Raw genomic sequence first — 21,359 nt, 5'->3', positions numbered from 1 at the left:
TCCTATGGATGGTAGGCGGAGCCTTCAACCCGAGTCCCCTGGAGTAAGCCGTGATCGATCTGCATTCCCACACCACGGCGAGTGATGGCCAACACTCGCCCACCGAGCTGCTGTCCCTGGCGGCAAGCGCGGGAGTGACGGCGCTGGCGGTGACGGATCACGACACGGTGGCGGGGCTGGCGGAGGCAGCGGAGGCGGCGAAGGCACACGGGGTGGAGCTGGTACCGGGCATCGAGGTGTCGGCGTTCGTGCTGAAGAAGGAGGTGCACATCCTGGGGCACTTCGTGCGGCCGGACTTCCCGGAGCTGGCCAGCTTCGCGGAGCGGCTGCGGGTGGACCGCGAGCAGCGGATGGAGCGGATGGTGGAGCAGATGAGGAAGCTGGGCTTCCCGGTGAGGATGGAGGAGGTGCGAGCCCTCGCAGGGAGTGCGCAGCTCGGGAGGCCGCACCTGGCGCGGCTGCTGGTGGAGCGGGGCTGGTGCCTGAACGTGAAGGAGGCCTTCGACCGGTTCCTGGGCGCGGGCAAGCCGGCATGGACGGACCGATTCAAGCTGGAGGGAAGGGCCGCCATCCGGCTCATCCACCGCGCGGGAGGCACGGCCACGCTGGCGCACCCGGGCAGCTCGAAGCTGGAGCGCTACGACATCCTGCAACTGGCACGCGAGGGCCTGGATGGACTGGAGGCGCTGCACTCGGACCACAACCCGAGCGTGCAGGAGAAGTACCTGAAGTTCGCGAAGGAGTTCGATCTGGTGCCCACCGGGGGCAGCGACTTCCACGGCGAGCAGGTGACGCCGGGCAAGCGCCCCGGTGACTCGACAACGCCGCCGGAGAACTTCGCGAAGCTGCGCGCCCGGGCCACGTCAGCGCGGGCATAGTTGGCGGACGGCATCCTCCGGGGCGTGGTGTGGACTAGTGGTAAGGACAATCCCAGACACCGGGTCAGCGGGTTGTGCCGGGCTCATGCGGCTTGTATTCACGGCTCCATGCAAGCCCTGAAGAACCTGATCTTCCGCTCGTCTCAGCCGCCGGCCCTCCGGGAAGGAATTCCAGTCCTCCCGGGCGCCATTCCCGTGCTGGGCCACACCCCCTACACCATGGCCAACGCCCTCACCTTCCTGAGGGACGCGGAGGACAGGGTCGGCCCGCTGTTCTGGACGAAGAACATCAGCCAATACACGCTGGTGTGCATGGGCGAGCCCGGTTTCGAGCTGCTCAAGAACAAGGTGACCAGCAGCGAGTTCATCCGCGAGAAGTCGCCGGACTTCATCGGTGACTCCCTGATGTCGCGGGATGGAGCGTCCCACCGGAACCTGCGCTCGGCCATGAGCGCGGCCTTCACGCCCCGAGGCCTGACCGCCAGCGGAGCCTCCGCCATCGCGGCCGAGGTCGTCGAGTCCTACGTGGCCCGCATTCCCGAGAGCCCCTTCTCCCCGCTCGATGTGACCCAGCGGCTCACGCTCGACGTCATCTTCCGCATCATCGGCATCGACGACCGCGAGCTGGCGGGCTGGAACCAGAACTACCGCGAGTTCGTGCTGGGCGCGCTCCCCATCAAGGCGGACTTCCCCTACTCGCCCGCACGGCGCGCCAGGCAGGGGAAGCAGTGGCTCGACTCGCGCCTCTCCAGCCTGATTGGCATGGCGCGGGGCAAGCCGGAGATGCCGGGCATGCTCTCGGCACTGCTGAAGGCGCGCGATGAGGACGGGAAGGAGCTCACCGAGGACGAGCTCGTCCAGAACCTGCGCCTGCTGGCGCTCGCGGGACACGAGACGTCCGCGTCGGTGATGGCGTGGTTGACCCTCGTGCTCGCCCAGCAGCCCGACCTCTGGGAGAAGCTGCGCGACGAGGCCGTGGCGGCGCCGGCCATGCCCCGCTCGCCCGAGGAGCTCAAGCGCCATCCCTTCGCCGAGGCGCTCTTCCGCGAGGTGCTGCGGCTGTACCCGCCCGTGTCGTGGACCGGGCGCGAGGCCATCGAGGAGCTGGACGTGCACGGCAAGCGGATCCCCAAGGGCACGGCGATCCTCGTTCCCGTCGGGACCTACGGCTACGACCCGAGGCTCTACCCCAACCCGGAGCGGTGCGATCCCTCGCGCTGGATGGGCAAGCGGTCGCCGCCGTCGGCCATCGAGACGGCTCCATTCGGCGGCGGCCCTCACTTCTGCCTGGGCTACCACCTGGCCTGGGTGGAGATCGTGCAGTTCGCCACGGCCTTCGCGCGCGAGGTGGCTCGCCGGGGATTGAGGCCGCAGCTCGCTCCGGGAACTCCACCTCCCAAGCTGCGCTACATCCCCTTCGGTGCGCCTCCGAAGAAGGCGCGCATCGAGCTCGTGCGGGCCTGAGCGACTGGCGTTACTCGTGGTCGGCTGCGAGTAACGAGGCCTGGGGTGCGGATACCCTCACCCCGACCCTCTCCCAGAGGGAGAGGGAGTGTTGGCAGAGGGAGCTCAGCGGTCTCGCGCTACCTTGAACTTGCTGGTGAGCACCGTGAGGCTGTCCGCCACGTTCTGCAGATCCTGGGCAATCCGCGTGGTGCGGCCCGTGGCGTCCACTCCCTGCTTCACCAGCTCGGCCACGTTGCGCGCGCCCTGCACGGCCTGCTCGCTGGACTGACGCTGCTGCCGCGTCGCGATGGTGATCTGCCGCGCCGCCTCGCTCGTGCCGCGCGCCAGCTCCACAATCCGCTGGAACACCGCCGAGGCCTGCTCCGCCACCTCCACGCCGCGGTCGCTCGTCGCCATGCCCACGCGCGCCTTCGTGGCCGCCTCGTTGCCCGAGTCCTGCACCTTCTCCACGATACGGGCGATGTCGCGCGCCGACGCGGACACGTTCTCCGCCAGCTTGCGCATCTCCGCCGCCACCAGCGAGAAGCCCCGGCCCACCTCGCCCGCCTTCGTTCCCTCCAGCGCCGCGTTCAGCGCCAGCAGGTCCGAGCGCTCCGCCACCTGGTTGATGACCTGGGCGATCTTCGACACCTGCTGCAGATCCTGGTTCAGGCCCACAATGGCGTCCGCAACTCCCTTGGACTCCATGCGGATGTCGTTGATGCCCGCCACCACCTGCGCCACCACCGCCATCGCCTCGGCCACCGCCTCGTGCGTGCGCCGCGCGCTGGACTCCACCACCTCGGTGGAGCTCGAAATCTGTTCCGCCGTGCGGCTCAGCTCCTCGAAGGTCGCGGCGATCTGCTGGGCGTACGCCGCCTGCTGGCTGATGACGTGCTCCTGGTCCGCCGATGCGCCCGTCAGTCCGCGCGAGGCGCTGGAGAGCTGCTCCAGCCGTGCCAGCAGCTCCGACACCGTGCCGCGCAGCGTGCCGAGCATCTCATTGAAGGAGTGCGCCATCATGCGCACCTCGCCCGCGGAGGCCACGTCCATCTCGCTGAGCGACAGGTCTCCCTGAGATACCTCGCGCGCCGCCTGCGTCATGCGCGTCACCGGCTCGGCGATGGCCCGCCCGATGAAGAAGGTGATGAACAGGCCCACCACCATGGCGCCGAAGTACACGAAGAGGGTGGGCCAGCGCTGGGCCTCCGTCTCCGCCTTCACCGCGGCGGTGTCCATGCCCACCACGTACGTGTGGCCCTCGGGCAGTCCGCAAAACGCCACCGGGTTGCCATGCAGACTCACCACCGAGCAGGCCTCGCCCTCGTTCGGCCCGCCCTTCAACCCCTTGGGCACGATGCCGCGCTCGGACAGCACCTTGCCCTCCTCGGGCGCGAGCACCACCTGGAAGGACACGGAGCCCACCTGCTCCACCCGCTCGAAGATGTGAGAGAGCTGCTTCACCACCCGCAGCCCGCCCTCCTGCGAGACCACTGGCTGGGGGCCTGAGTGATCCGGCGACACCACCCCCGCCTGATTCAACAGGGTCGTGATCTCATCCGACGCGAGCAGCCCCACAATGCGCGTGCGATCCTCGAGCCGCCGCAGCCCTTGCCGCTGCTGCTCCCTGGGAAAGTAAACACCGCTGAACAGGGCGACGGCGAGGCTGGGGACCAGCACCGCGAACGCCACCTGCCAGCGCAAACTGAGCCGACCCCACATGCCTGGGCTCTCTCCTATCTGATCGGAAGACGCGCTAGCCCGAGACCCTAGGCGCCCGGTGCGCAGAGCGTCAAACTCCCTACCCCGGCCTCGTGGACTGGCGGGCGGGCGGCCAGGCTCCGCTGCTGGCTTTCCGCTGTCATGTCCGGGGGTTGGCTGCCGGGGTTTCCCCATTGACACCGCTGCCCGGTGTCCCTAGGGTCCGCGGCCGAATGAACCCCACGCTCGACCCCAACCCCCTGGCGCCCTACCTGCCGCTGGCGATCGCGCTGCTGCTGGCGGGCGTGCTCTCGCTCATCATCGTCCAGCTCGCCGCCATGCTGGGCCCCAAGCGTCCGAGCTCCATCAAGTCCGCCCCCTTCGAGGCCGGATCCGAGAGCAGCGGCCCGGCGCGCCAGCGCTTCGCGGTGAAGTTCTACGTGGTGGCCCTCCTCTTCATCGTGTTCGACGTCGAAGCGGTCTTCCTGTACCCCTGGGCGGTGAACTTCCAGGCGCTCGGCTGGTTCGGCTACATGGAGATGGTGGTTTTCGCGGCGACCCTCGTGGTGGGCCTTATCTACATCTGGAAGAAGGGCGCCCTGGAGTGGGAGCACTGAGGGCACTGAGGAACCATGGCTGAATCTGATATCGCACCCGTACTGACCACCCGCCGCGACGAGGCCATGGGCTTCTTCGAGCGGATGGTGTCCAAGGGTCTGGGTTGGGCGCGCAAGTACTCGCTCTTCACCTACCCGTTCGCCACTGCGTGCTGCGGCATGGAGTTCATGTCCGTGGCGGCGGCCCGTCACGACATCGCCCGCTTCGGCGCCGAGTTCCCCCGGTTCTCGCCCCGTCAGGCGGACATGCTGATGGTGATCGGCACCATCAACCTGAAGCAGGCCCCCATCCTCAAGCGCGTGTACGAGCAGATGGCCGAGCCCAAGTGGGTCGTCGCCTTCGGCGTGTGCGCCTCGTCCGGTGGCTTCTACGACAACTACGCGGTGCTGCAGGGCATCGACCGCATCATCCCGGTGGACGTCTACATCCCCGGCTGCCCGCCGCGCCCCGAGCAGGTGCTCGACGGTCTCAAGCTGCTGCAGGACAAGATTGGCAACCAAGTGCACCGCGTCGGTCACCGGGGCTCGGCTCCGCACGATCTGCTGGCCAGCCAGTACAACCTCAGCAAGTAGACACTCGCGCACCACCCGGTGCCGCGGCCACAGGGCCCCGCGAGCCTCTTCGGAGGCGGCGGGGCCCTCGCCTTTTCACACCACCGGTGCCGCCGCCGCTACTCCTTGGGCCGCATGGCGGGCAGGCGGGCTCGTGGAATGTGCGGACCTCCAAGGTACGTGCGAGAATGCAACATCCCCCCTCCGAATCACCGCCGAGGTCGCGTGGACGAATCCGGGCAGACAGCACCCCCTCTCGTCGACTTCCTCCGGGAGCCGGTGGGCAGGGCCCTCGAGGAGGAGCGCCGGCACAACACCGTGCGTCTGGCGCTGCTGCGCTTCCTCGGCGTGTCCGCCATCCTGGCCGTCACGGTGTACCTGGCCCTGGTGCAGGAGCTGGCGGACTGGGCCGTCTACCTCCCGCCATTCACCGCCTACTGGGTGTGCACGGGGATGACCCTGGGCGTTGTATTGCGCTGGCCCCGAGGGGCGAGTTGGGCCGGGTTGTCGCTCGCGGTGGTGGACGTGCCCGCCATCTACTGGCTGCAGCACCTCGCCATCCCCGTCTCTCCTTCACCCGGAGGCGTGGCGGGCTTCACCCTGGGACTCTACGCCTGCCTCATCGTCCTCTCGGCGCTGTCGCTGCGCCGCCCGGTGATCCTCGCCGTGACGGCGGCCTCCGCCGTGGCCGAGGTGTCCCTACAGGCCGAAGCCTCCATTGGCGTGGGCGCGCGCGTGGTGGCGGTGGTGGTGCTGGTGCTGACGGGCGCTGCCGCGCGCTACCTCTTCCACCGCATCCGCGTGCTCATCTCCGCCGTCACGAGCGAAGAGCTCAAGCGCGCCCAGCTCGGCCGCTACTTCTCCCCCGCGGTGGCGGATCGCCTTCAGGACCTGGCCTCGCCCGTGTCCAGCCCCGAGGTGCGCGAGGTGACCATCCTCTTCGCGGACCTGCGGGACTTCACCGCGCTCAGCGAGCGGCTGCCCCCCGAGGCCGTGGTGGCCGTCCTCAACGAGTACTACGGGCGCATGGTGGAGGTGGTGTTCCGCCACGGCGGCACGCTCGACAAGTTCATTGGGGACGCACTCATGGTGTACTTCGGCGCTCCCCTGCCCGAGCCGGAGCACCCCCGGCGAGCCGTGGAGTGCGCCCTGGAGATGGTGCGCGAGCTGGAGGCGTTGAACGCCGATCGGACCGCCCGGGGTGAGCCCGGCCTGCGCATGGGGGTGGGCCTGCACACCGGCCGCGTGGTGCTCGGCAACATCGGCTCCACCGCCCGCCGCCTGGAGTACACCGCCATTGGCGACACGGTGAACCTGGCCAGCCGCATCGAGCACCTCACCAAGCAGCACCGCACTCCGGTGCTCGTCTCCCGCGCTACCCGGGAGCGGGCCGGTGAGGGCTTCCTCTGGCAGGAGCTCCCCCCCACGCCCGTGGCCGGCAAACGAGAGCCGGTGTCCACCTTCATTCCCGGGCTGCTTCCCGCCCGGGAGGGCACCGAGGGGTCGGCCCGGAAGTCCCGTTCCGGCGAACGCCGGCTTCTGCCTCGCGTAAGTAGTGAGGATGCCTGAGGGATTACGTTGACGCCTGCCGGGCCGCATCCTTATAACGCGCCGGATTCTATAGCCAGCATTGGGGCCCCCTTTGAGCACTTTCGCACTGGACAGGGTCACCGCCCAGTTTCCGGAGGCGGTGGCAGAGCGCTACCTCGACCGCACTGGCGGCGCCTGGGCCGTCATCCACGCCGAGCACCTGCCCAAGGTTGCCGCGTTCCTGAAGAACGAGCTGGACTTCAAGCTCTTCACCTCCATCGACGCGGTGGATCGTCTGCACCTCGCGGAGAATGATCCGCGCTTCGAGGTCGTCTACTTCATCTACTCGCTGTCGCGTCACGAGCATGTACGGCTCAAGGTGCGCGTGAGCGAGGCCCGTGCGGAGCTCCCCTCCATCGTGTCCGTGTTCCGCGGCGCTGACTGGTGGGAGCGCTTCGTCTGGGACTTCTACGGCATCCGCTTCTCGGGCCACCCGGATCTGCGCCGCGTGCTGCTGTACGAGGAGTTCCAGGGCCACCCGCTCCGCAAGGACTACGCCCTGCGCGACCGTCAGCCGCTCATCCCCGAGCGCCCCATCAAGGACATCTTCCGCGGCCCCGGCACCAGCGGCGTCTCCTGATCGCCCGCCCCCACCGGCAGCCCCCAGAGGACAGACATCATGGCGGACACCCACAAGCCCGTGTCACCCCCCAGCCCCGAAGCGCCCAACCCGGACACCGACGCCTACGCCCACGAGGCGGAGCTGGAGGCCCACCTCCAGACCAAGCGGATGTACGTGAACATGGGCCCCTCGCACCCCGCCACGCACGGCACGGTGCGCCTCAAGGTCGAGCTCGAGGGCGAGAACATCGCCTCCATCGACTGTGAGATCGGCTTCCTGCACCGCGGCTTCCAGAAGAGCTGCGAGAACGTCACCTGGACCCAGTGCCTGCCGTACACGGACCGGTTGAACTACGTGTCCGCGATGATGAACAACTTCGGCTTCCTCAACGCCGTGGAGAAGCTCATCGGCCTGGAGATCCCGGAGCGCGCCCAGTACATCCGCGTCATCGGCTCGGAGCTGCACCGCATCCATGATCACCTGACGTGCGTGGCCGCGACGGGCATGGAGCTGGGAGGCTTCGCGCCCTTCCTCTTCGGCGTCGAGGCGCGCGAGCTCATCATGGATCGCGTCGCCGAGCTGACGGGCGCCCGGCTGACCACCAACTTCGGGCGCATTGGTGGCATGAACCGCGACCTGCCCGAGGGCTGGAGCGAGAAGGTCCTCAAGTCGCTCGACAAGGTCATGGAGCTGGTCGGCGAGATGGACGGGCTGCTCACGCGCAACCGCATCTTCGTGGACCGCACCAAGGACACGGGCGTCATCACCGCCGAGGACGCCATCGACTACGGCTGGACCGGCCCGTGCCTGCGCGCCTGCGGCGTCAACTACGACGTGCGCAAGGCCAAGCCCTACTGGGTCTACGACCGGCTCGACTTCGACGTGCCGGTGGGCGAGAAGGGCGACAACTACGACCGCTACCTGATGCGCATCGAGGAGATGAAGCAGTCCGATCGCATCATCCGCCAGGCGCTCAAGCAGATCCCCGCCGGCCCCATCATCGTGGACGACTGGCGCATCGCGCTGCCGCCCAAGCCCGAGGTGTACGGCACCATCGAAGGCGTCATCTCCCACTTCAAGCTGGTGATGGAGGGCGTGCAGGTGCCGGCCGGTGAGGTCTACGACGCCACCGAGGCAGCCAACGGCGAGCTGGGTTGGTACATGGTGAGCGACGGCAGCGGCCGTCCGTACAAGGTCCACGTGCGCGCGCCGGGCTATCCCATCCTGTCCGCCGTGCCCCAGATCATCAAGGGCAAGCTGCTGGCGGACCTCATTCCCACCTTTGACACGATCAACATGATCGGCGGCGAGGTCGAGCAGTGAGCGACAACGACACCAAGAAGCCCACCGGAGACGCCCAGCCGCCCCCGAAGGGCAGCTCCCAGCCCTCCAACCCGCCTGCGGGCGCGAAGCTGGACACGCCTCCGGCCGCGCACAGCGCCCCCACGGCGCCGCCTCCCGCGCCCAAGCCGGCTGGCCCGCCCCCGCCGAAGAACCCGGGGTTCATCACCTGCACCATCGACGGCAAGGAAGTCGTGGTGAAGCCGGGGACGAACATGATCGAGGCGGCCAGGATGGTCGGCTCGGACATCCCCTACTTCTGCTACCACCCGCGCCTGTCCATCGCGGCCAACTGCCGCATGTGCATGGTGGAGGCCTCCAACGCCCCCAAGCTGGTGCCCGGCTGCCAGACTCCGCTCGTCGAGGGCCAGGTCATCAAGACCACCACGCCCAAGGTGAAGGAGCAGCAGCGCGCGGTGATGGAGTTCCTGCTCCTCAACCACCCGGTCGACTGCTCCATCTGCGACCAGGCCGGTGAGTGCAAGCTGCAGGACTACTACATGCGCTACGACTACCGCCCCTCGCGTCTGGAGGGCGGCAAGGTCATGAAGAACAAGCGCAAGGTCCTGGGGCCCCGCGTGGTGCTGGACCAGGAGCGCTGCATCATCTGCAGCCGCTGCGTGCGCTTCATGAGCGAGATTCCGAAGGAGCCGCAGCTCGGCATCTTCGGCCGTGGCAGCCACGAGGTCATCGACACGTTCCCGGGCAGCGAGCTCAACAGCAACTACTCGCTCAACACCGTGGACATCTGCCCCGTGGGCGCGCTGCTCAGCCGCGACTTCCGCTTCCGCGCTCGCGCCTGGTTCCTGTCCGCCGCTCCGTCCGTGTGCACCGGCTGCTCGCGCGGCTGCAACACGTACACGGACTTCATGGCCCAGGACACCTACCGCTACCGCCCGCGTGAGAACGAGGCCATCAACAAGAGCTGGATGTGCGACCACGGTCGCTCGACCTACAAGGACCTCAACCTCGGTCGCGTGCTGAGCGCCGTGGTGGGCCGCCAGCAGGGCGGCACGGCCCGTCCGGAAGTGGCGCGCAAGGAGGCCATCCAGGCCGCCGGCAAGGCGCTCGCCGGAGTGAAGGGCCAGGTGGCGGTGCTCGCCTCCCCCGTGGCCTCCAACGAGGACCTGCTCGCCACGCTCACCTTCGCCAAGGCCACGCTGGGCGCGAAGGAGATCTACGTGGGCGGCCGTCCTCAGGGACAGGCGGACCACTTCCTCCTGACGGCGGACCGGAACCCCAACCGCAAGGGCCTGGAGCTGATCGCCCAGGGCCTGGGGCTGACGCTCAAGCCGTTCGAGGACCTGGTGAAGGCCATCGACGGTGGCAAGGTGAAGGCGCTCTACGCCGTGGGCACCGAGGTGCCGGGCAACGTGGAGACCTTTGCCCAGGCGGCCGCGAAGCTGGACGTGTTCGTGGCGCAGGCGACGAACGAGTCGGCGCTGACGGCGCAGGCCACCGTGCTGCTGCCGGCCTCCGCGCACGTGGAGTTCGACGGCTCCTTCGTGCAGGTGGACGGAATCGTCCAGCGCTTCCGCAAGGCGTACCCCTCCAAGGGCGATGCCCTGGCGCACTGGGCGCTGGCGGCGGAGCTCACCCGGGAGATGGGTGGCACCGCGGCCTGGACGAGCTCGCGCGAGGTGTTCCGCGAGCTGGGCAAGGCCGTGGCCGAGTTCGCCCAGTTCGACTGGGACAAGGCCGCTCCGCCCGACCGGGAGAAGCCGGGCATCAACCCGCTGCCGACCGCCGCCGACGGCCGGCCTCCGGGGTATCGTGAGTTCGGCGCTCCCAGGGTCCGGGGTATCTGACAATGAAGCGCACACTCACCATGCTGTTCTGGTTCGGCGTCATGTTTGCCCACTTCGTGGGCATCATGGCCGCCGCCTACGCCCTGGGCGGTCTCGTGGAGGGCGTCCTCCCGGGCGGCAGCCGCCTGACGAACCTGGCCATCCTGATGGTGGCCGTCGTGATGGGCATCGCGTCCCTGCTCACGGTGGCCGAGCGCAAGTGGAGCTCGCTGATGCAGAACCGCATCGGCCCCAACCGCGCTCGCATCAACCTGCCGATCATCAAGGACAGCCCCCTGGTGGGCATCCCCCACTTCCTGGCCGACGGCATGAAGATGCTGTTCAAGGAGGACTTCCTCCCGGCCACGGCCAACAAGCTGCTCTACAACCTGGGGCCCATGCTGGCCTTCGCCCCGGTGTTCGCCCTGTTCGCGGTGGTGCCCGCCGGCCCCTCGGTGTCGGTGTTCGGCAAGCACGTGGACATGGTGGTGGCCACCCCGGACTTCGGCATCCTCTACGTGTTCGCCATCGCCTCGCTGGCGGTGTACGGCACGTCGCTCGCCGGCTGGGCCTCCAACAACAAGTTCGCCCTGCTCGGTGGCGTTCGCGCCGCCTCGCAGATGATCTCCTACGAGGTCGCCCTGGGCTTGTCGCTGGTGGGCCTGATGATGGCCTTCTCCACGGTGCAGCTCCCCGCCTTCGTGGGCAACGTGGCCAACGAGCTGGGCCTGGGCAATGCCGCCAGCGGCCAGGCGCGCTACCTGTGGGAAGCGCGCGTGGGCAGCTTCGACATCGGCATCCCCGCCTGGGGCTTCCTGCTGCAGCCGCTGGGCTTCTTCCTGTTCTTCGCCGCGGCCTTCGCGGAGACCAAGCGCGCCCCCTTCGACACCCCCGAGGGTGAGTCGGAGATCATCGGCTACTTCGTCGAGTACTCGGGCATGAAGTTCGGCCTCTTCATGATCTCCGAGTTCGTGGAGATCGTGGTCCTGTCGGGCCTCATCGTGGTGCTCTTCTTCGGTGGCTACCACCTGCCCTTCGGCGGCGAGTGGCTGTCCAACCTGGCGGTGATGAAGGAGCACGGCTGGCTCTACGGCACCATCCTCGGCACCGTGTTCTGGGCGAAGGTGATGTTCTTCGTCTGGCTGCAGCTCGCCATCCGCTGGACGTTCCCGCGCTTCCGCTACGATCAGATCCAGACGCTGGGCTGGAAGATCCTCCTGCCCATTGGCCTCTTCAACGTGTTCGCCACGGGCGCGCTGGTGCTGTGGGATCCGTCCCTGCAGGCGCTGGCCATCTTCGGCCTGCTGCAGATCGGCGTCCTGCTGGCCCTGACGATGTCCTCCGCGCTCAAGTCGGAGGAGGGCCATGGACACGGGCACGGCCACGATGCCCACGGGCACGGTCACGACGCGCATGGTCATGCGGCCCACGCGGACACTCATTCCGGTGCGCACTCCGGTGCCGCCGCGGCCTCGCACTAGGCTGAGAGAAAGACACCATGGCTTACAAGGCGACTCAGGATCCCCGCACCGACATCCGCGAGCGGTCCTACCTGCCGGAGCTGATCAAGGGACTGGCCATCACCACGCGGCACTTCCTGCGCAACCTCTTCGGGACCCGCGAGGTCGGCGTCCCGTTCGAGGACCGCAAGGGCACCAGCCTGGTGACAACCGTGCAGTACCCCGAGGAGAAGGTTGCCTATCCTCCCGGGTACCGCGGTCTGCACCGGTTGGTTCCGCGCGAGGACGGCAAGCCGCGCTGCGTGGCTTGCTACATGTGCGCCACCATCTGCCCGGCCCAGTGCATCTACATCGAGGCTGGGGAGTACGAGACGAGCGCGGCCGAGGGTGAGTCGCGCGTCATCGAGAAGTTCCCCACCCAGTTCGTCATCGACGAGCTACGCTGCATCGTGTGCGGCCTGTGCGTGGACGCGTGCCCCAAGGACGCCATCCGCATGGACACGTACACGCACACTCCGCCGGAGTACAACCGGCAGGGCTTCGTCTACGACATCCCCAAGCTGCTGAAGGGGCCCGCCGTGGCCCACCCGTCCGATCCGTGGAACAAGCGCCCGGGCTCGGAGCAGCCGGCCCACGTGCACAAGGAGGCCCACACCCGCATCGGAGAGGGCCACGAGGGCGCGCACCACGGCCATGCGCTCACCGCGGGCCACGGCCATGGGGAGCACGTCACCCCGCCCTCGCGCACCGTCGTCTCCAACGAGGGCCCAGTGCCCGTGACGAAGTTCCTCAAGTAGGACGTCCGGCGGCTCGCCCGCTGGCGCCCGGCCCGCCCTCCCCGCTTCGTGCGGTGGACGGCGGGCCGGTGTCATTTCAAGGGGTGTGCAGGTGCAGCCGCATTGCAGCCCTACAACCCCGTTCCCTGCGTCCGAGGGGGCTGGCCCTCAGTGGCCGCGCAACCCTTTCCAGCCACTCGCAAACTCCGTAGGGTGGATGGCGCATGAAGCGCTACCGCCTCTCCGTGTGCAAGGGCTCGAGCTGCAAGGCCGGCGGCTCTGACGCAGTGGCCGCGGCCGCTCGCGACGAGCTGTCCGCACGCAAGCTCCAGGCGCGCTGCGAGCTGTACCGCGGGGGCTGCTACGGCTTCTGCCACATGGGTCCCAACGTCGTCATCCGCGAGGAGACGGGGCGAAAGAGGGATCCGCTCTCCCCCGAGGATTTCCAGCTCATGGGCTGGGAGGGCGAGGCGTACTACTCGCACATGACGCCAGAGAAGATGAAGCGCGTGGTGGCCGAGCACATCGAGCAGGACAAGCCCGTCGTCGAGCTCTTCGGCCACCCGGACGAGGCGGACGACTAAGCGGTCCGCCATAGATGTTGTACACATCTGCGATGCTGCGTGCAGATGTGAGCCCAGAGGATAGGGAGCGGCTCCGAGAGCGGGGCCGCTCGTCCTGGGCCACTCCGTGGGAGCGCGACCGCGTGGAGATGATTCTTCTGTCCGCCTCGGGCTGGTCGCCCCCACGGATTGCGGAGTACCTGGGAGTGCATGCGGCTACTGTGCGCCGTGTGCTCAAGGCCTGGAGCCACGAGGGCCTGGATGCGTTGGAGCACAAGCTACCGGGGCCAGTGCCGGATGTTGAGCGACACGCCATGGTAGTGGGCATGCTCGAGAAGTTCCTCTCGGAGCCACGTACCTGGACATCATCCCAGTTGGCTGAGGCATTGGCTGGGGTGGGCATTCAAATGAGTGCCCGGCAGACGGAGCGCTACCTGGCGGAACTGGGCGCTGGCTGGCGCCGCACCAAGTCGAGCCTGGAGCATCTACAGCAGCCCGAGGCGGTGGAGCGGGCGCGCCGCAAGCTCACCACGCTCAAAAAAAGCCCGCGCCCGGAGGCTAGACCTCTTCTTCCTCGATGAGTGCGGCTTCGCACCCACGCAGCCGACGGGCTACAGCTGGACGCTCCGAGGCAGTCGCAAGCTCATTGCCTATGAGGCCACCAAGGGCAGGCGCGCCAACGCCCTGGCCGCCTACGGCATTCGCGACGGCCAGCGAGCCCTACGTTTCACCGTGAAGGGCCGCTCCCTCACCAGTGCGGATGTCTTCGACTTCCTGCTGTTGCTACCCACGGGGAAGCGGCCATGCACCGTTGTCCTGGACAACGTCAACATCCACACCAGCCGCTTCATCCGCCAACGCCGTAGGCAACTGCGCAAGCGCGGCGTGCGCCTCTTCTTTCTCCCGGTGTACTCGCCGGAACTCAACGAGGTGGAGCCCGTCTTCGGCGTGGTGAAGTCCTACGAAATGCCCCGTCGGAGCTACCCCACGCTCGCTGAACTGCTCGCCGCTGTCCGCAGCGGCTTCATGAGCTACCGAAACCGCCTGCGGAAAAAGTGAACAACATCTATGGCGGACCGCTTAGCCGTGTTGCGCATACTCCCTCTCCCTCTGGGAGAGGGCGGGGGGTGAGGGTCTTCACCCGTACTCCGCGCCCCAACTCGCATCGCGGAGCATTCGTGCCCCATTGCTGCCCTCTGCCTTGAGCTCCCTCGTGATGACGCGGTCCAAGGGAAGACCCTCACCCTAGCCCTCTCCCAGAGGGAGAGGGGACCTCCACGGGCTCTCGGACCGTGTCCAAGAACTTCGTGGACACTCCACGAGCCCGCCCCGCGCTCTTCTCTCTTACTGGCCCTCGAGCGAGAACACGCCGTCCCAGTCCTCCGGAGGCGCCGCCGAGGCGAACTTGCGGCAGCGCTCGGCGTACACCCCAGCCACCGGATCCTCGAAGGTCTCCACGCCCTGCGTGAACAGCGCCAGCGCCTCGTCGAAGCGCCGCTCGTGGTACGCGGTGAGCGCCTGCGCGTAGAGAGCGAGCTGCTCCTGCACCTTCGAGGAGATCTCCCCCTTCCGCCCCATCAACTCATGCAGGCGCGTGGGCTCGGCCCGGCCCTTGAGCCGTATCCGATCCACCTCGCGGAAGACGTAGGCGTCCTGCGCCAGTCGGGCAGCGCTGTCCCCTACCAGCACGGAGGTGCCATAGCCGCGGTTGAGGCTCTCCAGGAACATGGAGAGCTTCACGGACTCGCCCATGACGGAGTACTTGGACTCGAAGTCGCTGCCCATGCCGCCCACCAACACCTCGCCGCTGTCGATGCCGATGCGGCACTGCAGGTGGTGGCCATACGTCTTGTCCCAGTACGCCTGGCGCTCCAGCAGCACCGAGCGCACCTTCAGCGCGGCCTCACATGCGTAATGCGCGTGGCGCTCCGTGCGCACCGGCGCGCCCCAGAAGGCCATCACCGCGTCGCCGATGTACTTGTCCACCTGGCCGCGCGTGGAGCGCACCACGTCCGTCATCTCCGTCAGGTAGTCGTTGAGCAGCTGGATGAGCCGCTCGGGAGACAGCTCTCCGGACAGCTTCGAGAAGCCGTCCAGGTCACAGAAGAAGACCGTCACCTCGCGGCGCTCGGGCCGCGTCAGCAGGCGCAGGTCTCGCGTGACGAGCCGCGCCACCTCGGGGCTGACATAGCGGCCGAGCACGTCGGTGATGAAGTGGCGCAGCTGCCGCTCGGAGCGCGAGGCCTGGACGATGGTGAAGATGAAGGTGAGGCCCATGGCCAGCAGCGGGCCCATCATCGCCACCCAGAGCCGCTCGTTGACGAAGACGTACCAGGCCGCCCAGGCGTAGAGGACACCCACCGCCACCATGGCGCTCAGGTACATCCACACGTCACCGAAGGAGCGCAGGCCACGGTTGAAGGTGAGCGCCACGAAGGCGCCGATGAAGGCCAGCCCCAGCGTCAGGAAGAGATCCATCCGCGGCGAGGCGCGGGTGATGCCCTCGGACTGCAGCAGGTTCACCAGCGACTGCGCGAGCACAGCGCCCGCGGGCGTGTACTCGCCGATGGGCGTGTGCTGGGAGTGCATCGCCTGGCGCGAGGTGTTGGTGAAGACGATGAGGCGACCCTCGATGTCATGCACCGACCGAGGTGGCACGCCCTCGCGCACTGCGAAGAGATTGAGCAGCACGTTCCACGCGGGAATGGCCCGGGACACCGAGCCGCGTGAGCCTCGCCCCACTTCTGCCGCGTCCCAGCGCACCAGGCTGTAGCCGGACTCGTCCATGGGGATGGAGAACCGATCCCCCACGTACAGCCGGCCGTCCGCGTAACGGAGCTGGCGCGTGTTCGCCAGGCGCATCGCCGCCATCAACGGCATGGAGGGCAGCACGTGCCGGGCTCCCTCTCGCGAGCGGTAGCTCACCAGGTGCGGAACGGCCCGCACCACCCCGTCCGGATCCGGCACCACGGTGATGGACCCGTACAGGCTCGCCGAGCCCAGCAGCGGCGCCACCGGGTGCTCCAACTGCCGCACCTCCTCCAGCTGCGCTACGTCCAGCCCCTCCACCTGCACCTCGGCCAGCGACACGAAGAGCTCCAGCGGGCCCACGCGGTACGTGTCGTCCGTGACGCGGCGCTCCTGCACCTTCGGCGGCTCGCGCACGCCTTGCTCCAGCACTACCCGCTGGCCCTCCTGCTCGCTGGCTACGCCCGCCCACACCTCCAATGCGTTGCCCGCGGGGATGAGGAACGCGGGACGCTGATCCGCCAACACCGACTGCACCCGGCTCCGAGCATCGGCCTCGCTCGGGTAGGTGCCCAGCCGCACCCGGTACGGCCACAGCCGACTGCCCGCGGGGATGCCTCGGTCCAGGGTCCACGAGAAGGCCAGCAGCGAGCGCTCCGGGTGGCGATCCAACAGCTTGCGGAAGGCCCGATCGTCGTCCAGCCCCTCCAGGCTGGGCGTGCCCTGCGCGAGGCAGGCGCGAGGGCTCAGCTCGGTGAAGGGGAAGTCGAGCAGCACCAGCTCCGCGCCCTCGTCGATGAGCCGGTTGGACAGACCGCCGAGAATCTCCCGCGGCCATGGATTGGAGGCGATGCCAGGGTGCTCGTCCTGACGGGCCTCGGCGAGCGTCTCGTCATCGAGCGCCACCACCACCACGCGATCCGAGCGCGAGGAGCGACCGCCCAGCGAGCGAGCACGCCAGTCATAGGTGCCGCGCTCCCAGGACTGCAGCCACGCCGAGGGGCGGGCCAGCAACGCGATGGGCGTGGCGTCCTCGGAGAGCTGCGCGCGCGGGACGCGGTAGTAGACGAGCAGCCCCAGGATGGCGCCAAAGAGCGTGGCCTGCAGGAGCGAGTAGCCGAGCCGCTGCAGGAAGCGGAGACCGGCCGAGTAGATGGGAAGGCTTCGCACGGGAGCAGCCACCATACCGCGTTCGGCCCTCGTCCCCAGCCCTCCCGTCACCCTGATATGCTCGGTCGCCGGGCTGTCCTTCCGGAAAGACCGCACATGAAACGCATCCTGCTGTCCGCTGCCGTTACCGCTCTCCTGCTCACCCCCCTGGCTTGCAACTTCGACCAGCTCCTGGCCGAGAAGGTCATGGTTGGCACCCTCCTCTCTACGCCGGACGTGGACGTGTCGCTCAACGCCATGGCCGGGCTCGACGCCGGCACGCTGCCCGACGGCGGCGTTCCCGAGGACGAGCGGCTCACCATTCCGGGCCAGACGGCCGCCTTCGTCTTCTTCGCCACGCGCAACGGGGAGGAGGGCGCCCCGGCGCCGATCGCCAACGCCACCGTCCGCATCGAGGCCGTGAACGGGACCCCGATCGTCCTCGATAACAAGGGCGCGGGGACCTACAGCCTGACGACCGACTTCAGCGATGACAGCGCCGTGAAGTACCAGAACGGCGCCACCTACAAGTTCGTCGCCGAGCACGGCGGCAACTCGCACGTGGGCCAGGTGAAGGACGCGCCGGCCCTGGAGCGAATCGAGACGCTCCACCCGGCCGGAGGCTACGTCAAGCACAGGGCCAACCAGGGCCTCACGCTGAAGCGGCCCGCGCTGGCCAGCGCCGACCAGGTGCGCACGCTGGGCTTCGTCACCGTCGTCCCGCTCGGCACGGATGGCGAGAAGGGTGAGCCCACCTACACCAACATGCCGAAGGAGCCGCTGGAGTTCCTCGAGATCGTGGCCCTGCCCACCAAGTGGCAGGCGGCGAGCCTCGACATCCCGGGCACCGCCTTCCCCGCTCCGGACAGCAACTACCTCGTCGTCTTCCAGACGGTGCAGATGGGCGGGCCCGAGACCAACAACCTGTTCACCGGCAGCGCGATGCTGGTGGGCACCGCCGACGTCGGCATGGTGCACACCGAGTAGCCCTACCCCGCCTCCACCTCGAGCTCGAGCTTGCCCTCGAGCTTGAGGCGCAGCAGGTGCCCCGCGAAGCGCTCGGACTCCTCCCGCGTGAGCACACCGCGGAAGCCCGGGCCCTCAGCCACCTCCACCTCCATCACCGGCCCGCGCTGCAACAGCCGGAAGAAGTCCTCCCCACCCTCGGGGCGAGGCACGAAGACGGGCAGAAAACCCTTCACGGGCAGCACCTCACCCGGCGCGAGCACCCGAGCCACCAGGGCCGGGGCCTCCGGACGCACCTCGCCCGGCACCACGCCTTCCTCGGGATAGAACGGTGCTGGCGACAACGACACGTCCTCGGTGGAGTCATCGAAGAGGAAGCCGTGGCGCGAGGGAATCCGTCCAGCAAAGAGGTACAGCAGCAGCACGGGAGCATCCCCGCTCACCCGCTCCAGGTGGAGGATGGCACGCGTAGCGCCCACCTTGCGCAGCAGCAACCGCAGGCGCGGAGGTGAGCCGGCCAGGTAGCGCCGCACCCGGTCCCGCAGCGTGGAGCGGATCTCCTCGAAGGCCGCCTGGTAGCGGGCCTCGCTCTCGGCCTCGTCCTTCGCGAGCGTCTCGCGCGCCCGCGTCAGCTTCTCCTCGGCCTGGCGCAGGAAGTCCCGCATGGGCGCGTCCACAGGGGCAAGTGCCGGCTCTGCCGCCGGTGCCGGTTCCGCCGAGGCCGCCCGCTCCTGGCTCGCCGCCCGCACCGCCCCCACCAGAAAGGAGCCCTGCTGCTCCAGCCGCTCACGCTCCTCCTGGAAGCGCGCGTGCGAGGCGGCGTACGCCCTCCGCAACTCGAGCCACGCGTCATAGGCGGGCTCCAGCGTCTCCAGGCCACGCACCCGGGCCAGAGCTCCGCGCGTCGCTGCCTCCGCGGACGCCCCGGGCCCTTCTGGTGCGGGTCCTGTGCGAGCCTCTGCCGTCTCTCCCACGCCGCCCACCGCAGGCAGGTCCCGCGGCGTATCCCGGCGCGGCGCGGGCACTCGCCAGGCTGGAGTGCCGGTGGGCGCCTCGCGCGTCACCTCCTGGCCCTGCCGCCGGGTCCGCACGGGCGCCGGGAGCGGACTGCCGTCCTCCCATGACCCATCAACGGCGGGCATCTCCCTCGGAGTGACCCGCCGCAACGGCGAGTCCTCTCGCCTGGGCACGTCAGCTCCCCGAGCGGGGGCATCCGCCTTCGGTTCCACCTCCGAGGCACGCTTCCCTGCCCGGCCCTTACCGCCGGCCGGCTTGCGCTCTTTCCTCGACGTCACGCCGTGAGCTCCCGCATGGCCCTGGAGTCTACCGCCTGGAAAGACGAAGGGGCGACCCGACATGAGCGGATCGCCCCTCGACGGCCGCCCGGGTCGCGGGCGGGGAATGGACCACGGGAATCAGGCTCCGCGGGACACGGACTCGGGGCGCTGCTGGCCGGTGCCATTGGCCAGAGGCTCCCCGCCCTGCAGCCGGTTGCGCAGGTCGTCGCGCAGCTCGGCACCAGGCTTCTGCGCCATCAGCAGGCCGAGCCCCGCGCCCACCAGCAGGCCCACGGAGAAGGCGCCCAGCGCGGGCAACAGCCACTCCGAGGGGCCCTTCCTGGTCTCGAGGCCGATCAGCTCGAGCACATCGTCCTTGTCCAACTTCTTCAGATCCTTGGCGCTGAACATCGCTGGCGCTCCATATGCGACGGGTGGGAGAGGAAGTGAATCACACCTACGAGCCCTGGGGGCGATCCGGTCCACCGGCGTTGCCAGTCCCGGACATGCCACCCATACGGCCGGCACCCACCTCGACGCCCTTCAGCGCCATCTCGGCCATGCCGATGAGCTCATCCTTGACCATGGGCAGCGCCGCCAGTCGCATGCCCAGCCGCAGCAACCGGCCCGTGGTGCGGGTGAAGAGGCCACCGCCAAGCACGTAACCCACGCCGACGGCCGCGGCCATCATCAGGTACGGGTTGCGCTGCACGCGGCCCTTGAGGTCCAACGTGTCCTGCAGATCCGTCACCGCGCCGCGTGCGTCGTCCCACAGCTGCTGCGCGTCCGAGCCGATCTGGTCCACCCGCTGGCCGAAGCCGTCCTGACCCTGATTGCCCTGCGACTGGCCGCCGCTGGAAGACGGGCCGCCACCGCCCGGGTTGCTCTGGAAGGTCGTCATGTAGGAACTCCGATGCTTGGAGAAAACGGTGACGCGCTCAGCGGCGCGAGGCGATCCGCCCGATGATGAAGCCCACGGCCACGGCGCCCAACAGGCAGGTGCCCGGGTTGGCGCGGATGAAGCTCACCACGCGGGTGTTCATGTCCTCCAGGTTGCGCCGCGCCTCCTCGATCTGCGGCAGCATGTTCTCCTGGAGCTGGCGGGCCTTGTCCTGCAGATGCTGGGGATTGACGTCCATGGGAACCGTCTCCTCTCGGGGTTGAAGGGTGAAAGCGAAGATGGGGCGTCTCAGCGCCTTTGGCTATTGCCGATGAGGAAGCCGATGAAAAAAGCCGCCCCCACGCATGTGTAGGGCCGCTCGCGCACCCACTGCCGCCAGTCCGTGCGCCGCGCCACCTCATGGCGCAGCTCACCAACGGAGACGGCCAGCTCGGCGCGGGTGCGCTCAATCTCCGCGCGAAGCTGCGCGGACGTCTGGGGGGTGACACGCGCCTTGCCGTCAGCGGCCATGGCCGGCCTCCCGGGGAAGCGTCGCGGGCTGGACAGCCGGAACCGGGGCCTGGGCGAGCACCGACACACTGCGGTTGAGCTCCCGAGTGGTCTCGTCCATGACCTGGAAGGACTTGAGCCGGTTGGCGGCCCGCGCGATGCCCAGGCCTCCGACCACGAGGTTGACGGCGCCCACCAATGCGAGTGAACCGTCCCAGCCGATCCACCGCGCCAGGAAGGCGGACAACGCCGCACAGAGGAAGGCGTAGCCCACCAGCACGAAGGGCACGAAGGCGGCGATGCGCGCCACGTCCGAGCCCATGACACGCGCGTCCTCCATCAACTCCACGCGCGCCAGCGTGAGGTGCTGCGTCACCAGTTTGCTGAAACCATCCGTCAAGCGGCCGACGAGCACGGTCAGTCCGCGCTCCGTCTGTTCGGTGCCCAAGCCCATCTGCTCCCCAGCCGTCGCTCTCATTCGGAGGTCCCAACGTAGGATCCTCCCGTTCTCCGCGACAACCCTGTCACGAAGCGATCTGTCCGGCGTTCGTCAGCG

22 protein-coding genes are annotated in these 21,359 nt (G+C 68.5%); 14 read left to right on the top strand and 8 right to left on the bottom strand.

Features of this window, described 5'->3' with window-relative positions:
* Nucleotides 1-50: 50 nt before the first annotated feature.
* On the top strand, nt 51-878 hold the full coding sequence (locus OV287_RS19940; protein ID WP_267535620.1) for a PHP domain-containing protein: 828 nt from the start codon (nt 51-53) through the stop codon (nt 876-878).
* Between the two features lie 108 nt (nt 879-986).
* The gene (locus OV287_RS19935) at nt 987-2,342 is read left to right on the top strand and encodes a cytochrome P450 (protein WP_267535619.1); all 1,356 of its coding nucleotides are present in this window, start codon (nt 987-989) and stop codon (nt 2,340-2,342) included.
* 105 nt (nt 2,343-2,447) lie between these two features.
* On the opposite strand, the gene OV287_RS19930 is transcribed toward OV287_RS19935, so the two are convergent.
* The gene (locus OV287_RS19930) at nt 2,448-4,046 is read right to left on the bottom strand and encodes a methyl-accepting chemotaxis protein (protein ID WP_267535618.1); all 1,599 of its coding nucleotides are present in this window, start codon (nt 4,044-4,046) and stop codon (nt 2,448-2,450) included.
* Nucleotides 4,047-4,258: 212 nt separating this feature from the next.
* Here OV287_RS19930 and OV287_RS19925 point away from each other — a divergent pair, with 212 nt between their 5' ends.
* The 11 genes from OV287_RS19925 (at nt 4,259) to OV287_RS19875 (ending at nt 14,332) form a co-directional block, all read left to right on the top strand.
* Nucleotides 4,259-4,642 carry an NADH-quinone oxidoreductase subunit A gene (locus OV287_RS19925; RefSeq protein WP_267535617.1) on the top strand — a complete coding sequence of 128 codons (384 nt, stop codon included), beginning with the start codon at nt 4,259-4,261 and terminating at the stop codon, nt 4,640-4,642.
* A gap of 15 nt (nt 4,643-4,657) precedes the next feature.
* Nucleotides 4,658-5,215, top strand: a complete 558-nt coding sequence (locus OV287_RS19920) for an NADH-quinone oxidoreductase subunit B (RefSeq protein ID WP_267535616.1) — start codon at nt 4,658-4,660, stop codon at nt 5,213-5,215.
* A gap of 204 nt (nt 5,216-5,419) precedes the next feature.
* Nucleotides 5,420-6,763, top strand: coding sequence for an adenylate/guanylate cyclase domain-containing protein (locus OV287_RS19915; RefSeq protein ID WP_267535615.1), 1,344 nt, complete (start codon nt 5,420-5,422; stop codon nt 6,761-6,763).
* Nucleotides 6,764-6,851: 88 nt separating this feature from the next.
* Entirely contained in the window at nt 6,852-7,364 is a 513-nt protein-coding gene (locus tag OV287_RS19910; RefSeq protein ID WP_267542378.1) for an NADH-quinone oxidoreductase subunit C, read from the top strand.
* Nucleotides 7,365-7,403: 39 nt separating this feature from the next.
* Nucleotides 7,404-8,669 (top strand): NADH dehydrogenase (quinone) subunit D, encoded by a 1,266-nt coding sequence (nuoD, locus tag OV287_RS19905; RefSeq protein ID WP_267535614.1) that lies wholly within the window; start codon nt 7,404-7,406, stop codon nt 8,667-8,669.
* Nucleotides 8,666-10,495 (top strand): NADH-quinone oxidoreductase subunit G, encoded by a 1,830-nt coding sequence (locus tag OV287_RS19900; protein WP_267535613.1) that lies wholly within the window; start codon nt 8,666-8,668, stop codon nt 10,493-10,495. Before nuoD ends, OV287_RS19900 begins: the two co-directional genes overlap by 4 nt.
* Nucleotides 10,496-10,497: 2 nt before the next feature.
* The gene (locus OV287_RS19895) at nt 10,498-11,955 is read left to right on the top strand and encodes a complex I subunit 1/NuoH family protein (RefSeq protein ID WP_267535612.1); all 1,458 of its coding nucleotides are present in this window, start codon (nt 10,498-10,500) and stop codon (nt 11,953-11,955) included.
* A gap of 17 nt (nt 11,956-11,972) precedes the next feature.
* The gene (locus tag OV287_RS19890) at nt 11,973-12,731 is read left to right on the top strand and encodes a NuoI/complex I 23 kDa subunit family protein (protein ID WP_267535611.1); all 759 of its coding nucleotides are present in this window, start codon (nt 11,973-11,975) and stop codon (nt 12,729-12,731) included.
* A gap of 203 nt (nt 12,732-12,934) precedes the next feature.
* Nucleotides 12,935-13,294 (top strand): (2Fe-2S) ferredoxin domain-containing protein, encoded by a 360-nt coding sequence (locus OV287_RS19885; RefSeq protein ID WP_267535610.1) that lies wholly within the window; start codon nt 12,935-12,937, stop codon nt 13,292-13,294.
* A gap of 122 nt (nt 13,295-13,416) precedes the next feature.
* Nucleotides 13,417-13,854: a helix-turn-helix domain-containing protein gene (locus OV287_RS19880; RefSeq protein ID WP_267533035.1), complete on the top strand. Its 438-nt coding sequence runs from the start codon at nt 13,417-13,419 to the stop codon at nt 13,852-13,854.
* Complete coding sequence (locus tag OV287_RS19875) at nt 13,757-14,332, top strand: transposase (RefSeq protein ID WP_267542271.1); 576 nt, start codon at nt 13,757-13,759, stop codon at nt 14,330-14,332. The genes OV287_RS19880 and OV287_RS19875 overlap by 98 nt, the downstream gene beginning before the upstream one ends.
* A gap of 285 nt (nt 14,333-14,617) precedes the next feature.
* Here OV287_RS19875 and OV287_RS19870 read toward each other — a convergent pair whose 3' ends face one another.
* Nucleotides 14,618-17,191 (bottom strand): adenylate/guanylate cyclase domain-containing protein, encoded by a 2,574-nt coding sequence (locus tag OV287_RS19870; RefSeq protein ID WP_267535609.1) that lies wholly within the window; start codon nt 17,189-17,191, stop codon nt 14,618-14,620.
* Nucleotides 17,192-17,287: 96 nt separating this feature from the next.
* Between OV287_RS19870 and OV287_RS19865 the strand changes: the two genes are divergently transcribed.
* On the top strand, nt 17,288-18,157 hold the full coding sequence (locus OV287_RS19865; protein WP_267535608.1) for a hypothetical protein: 870 nt from the start codon (nt 17,288-17,290) through the stop codon (nt 18,155-18,157).
* 2 nt (nt 18,158-18,159) lie between these two features.
* Here the strand turns inward: OV287_RS19865 and OV287_RS19860 are convergent, their stop codons facing one another.
* The 6 genes from OV287_RS19860 to OV287_RS19835 all read right to left on the bottom strand — a co-directional run bounded on the left by OV287_RS19860 (nt 18,160) and on the right by OV287_RS19835 (nt 21,257).
* Nucleotides 18,160-19,431 (bottom strand): hypothetical protein, encoded by a 1,272-nt coding sequence (locus OV287_RS19860; RefSeq protein WP_308809639.1) that lies wholly within the window; start codon nt 19,429-19,431, stop codon nt 18,160-18,162.
* A gap of 120 nt (nt 19,432-19,551) precedes the next feature.
* A complete protein-coding gene (locus OV287_RS19855) occupies nt 19,552-19,824 on the bottom strand; it encodes a hypothetical protein (RefSeq protein WP_267535607.1) in 273 nt (90 codons plus the stop codon).
* 46 nt (nt 19,825-19,870) lie between these two features.
* Entirely contained in the window at nt 19,871-20,314 is a 444-nt protein-coding gene (locus OV287_RS19850; protein ID WP_267535606.1) for a hypothetical protein, read from the bottom strand.
* 37 nt (nt 20,315-20,351) lie between these two features.
* The gene (locus OV287_RS19845; protein WP_267535605.1) at nt 20,352-20,552 is read right to left on the bottom strand and encodes a hypothetical protein; all 201 of its coding nucleotides are present in this window, start codon (nt 20,550-20,552) and stop codon (nt 20,352-20,354) included.
* Nucleotides 20,553-20,602: 50 nt separating this feature from the next.
* Nucleotides 20,603-20,824 (bottom strand): DUF3618 domain-containing protein, encoded by a 222-nt coding sequence (locus OV287_RS19840; protein WP_267535604.1) that lies wholly within the window; start codon nt 20,822-20,824, stop codon nt 20,603-20,605.
* Nucleotides 20,814-21,257 carry a phage holin family protein gene (locus OV287_RS19835; RefSeq protein ID WP_267542376.1) on the bottom strand — a complete coding sequence of 148 codons (444 nt, stop codon included), beginning with the start codon at nt 21,255-21,257 and terminating at the stop codon, nt 20,814-20,816. Before OV287_RS19835 ends, OV287_RS19840 begins: the two co-directional genes overlap by 11 nt.
* Between the last annotated feature and the right edge of the window lie 102 nt (nt 21,258-21,359).

Origin of the sequence: Archangium lansingense (assembly GCF_026626635.1) — a bacterium.
GTDB classification, from domain to species: domain Bacteria; phylum Myxococcota; class Myxococcia; order Myxococcales; family Myxococcaceae; genus Archangium; species Archangium lansingense.
This window is presented reverse-complemented; position numbering and strand designations above follow the sequence as displayed.

Coding starts and splice junctions, on each gene's coding strand:
- OV287_RS19895 (WP_267535612.1), top strand. CDS start 10,498: ATGAAGCGCACACTCACCATGCTGTTCTGGTTCGGCGTCATGTTTGCC.
- nuoD (WP_267535614.1), top strand. CDS start 7,404: ATGGCGGACACCCACAAGCCCGTGTCACCCCCCAGCCCCGAAGCGCCC.
- OV287_RS19845 (WP_267535605.1), bottom strand. CDS start 20,552: ATGGACGTCAATCCCCAGCATCTGCAGGACAAGGCCCGCCAGCTCCAG.
- OV287_RS19890 (WP_267535611.1), top strand. CDS start 11,973: ATGGCTTACAAGGCGACTCAGGATCCCCGCACCGACATCCGCGAGCGG.
- OV287_RS19935 (WP_267535619.1), top strand. CDS start 987: ATGCAAGCCCTGAAGAACCTGATCTTCCGCTCGTCTCAGCCGCCGGCC.
- OV287_RS19855 (WP_267535607.1), bottom strand. CDS start 19,824: ATGTTCAGCGCCAAGGATCTGAAGAAGTTGGACAAGGACGATGTGCTC.
- OV287_RS19835 (WP_267542376.1), bottom strand. CDS start 21,257: ATGGGCTTGGGCACCGAACAGACGGAGCGCGGACTGACCGTGCTCGTC.
- OV287_RS19925 (WP_267535617.1), top strand. CDS start 4,259: ATGAACCCCACGCTCGACCCCAACCCCCTGGCGCCCTACCTGCCGCTG.
- OV287_RS19850 (WP_267535606.1), bottom strand. CDS start 20,314: ATGACGACCTTCCAGAGCAACCCGGGCGGTGGCGGCCCGTCTTCCAGC.
- OV287_RS19920 (WP_267535616.1), top strand. CDS start 4,658: ATGGCTGAATCTGATATCGCACCCGTACTGACCACCCGCCGCGACGAG.
- OV287_RS19865 (WP_267535608.1), top strand. CDS start 17,288: ATGAAACGCATCCTGCTGTCCGCTGCCGTTACCGCTCTCCTGCTCACC.
- OV287_RS19885 (WP_267535610.1), top strand. CDS start 12,935: ATGAAGCGCTACCGCCTCTCCGTGTGCAAGGGCTCGAGCTGCAAGGCC.
- OV287_RS19840 (WP_267535604.1), bottom strand. CDS start 20,824: ATGGCCGCTGACGGCAAGGCGCGTGTCACCCCCCAGACGTCCGCGCAG.
- OV287_RS19930 (WP_267535618.1), bottom strand. CDS start 4,046: ATGTGGGGTCGGCTCAGTTTGCGCTGGCAGGTGGCGTTCGCGGTGCTG.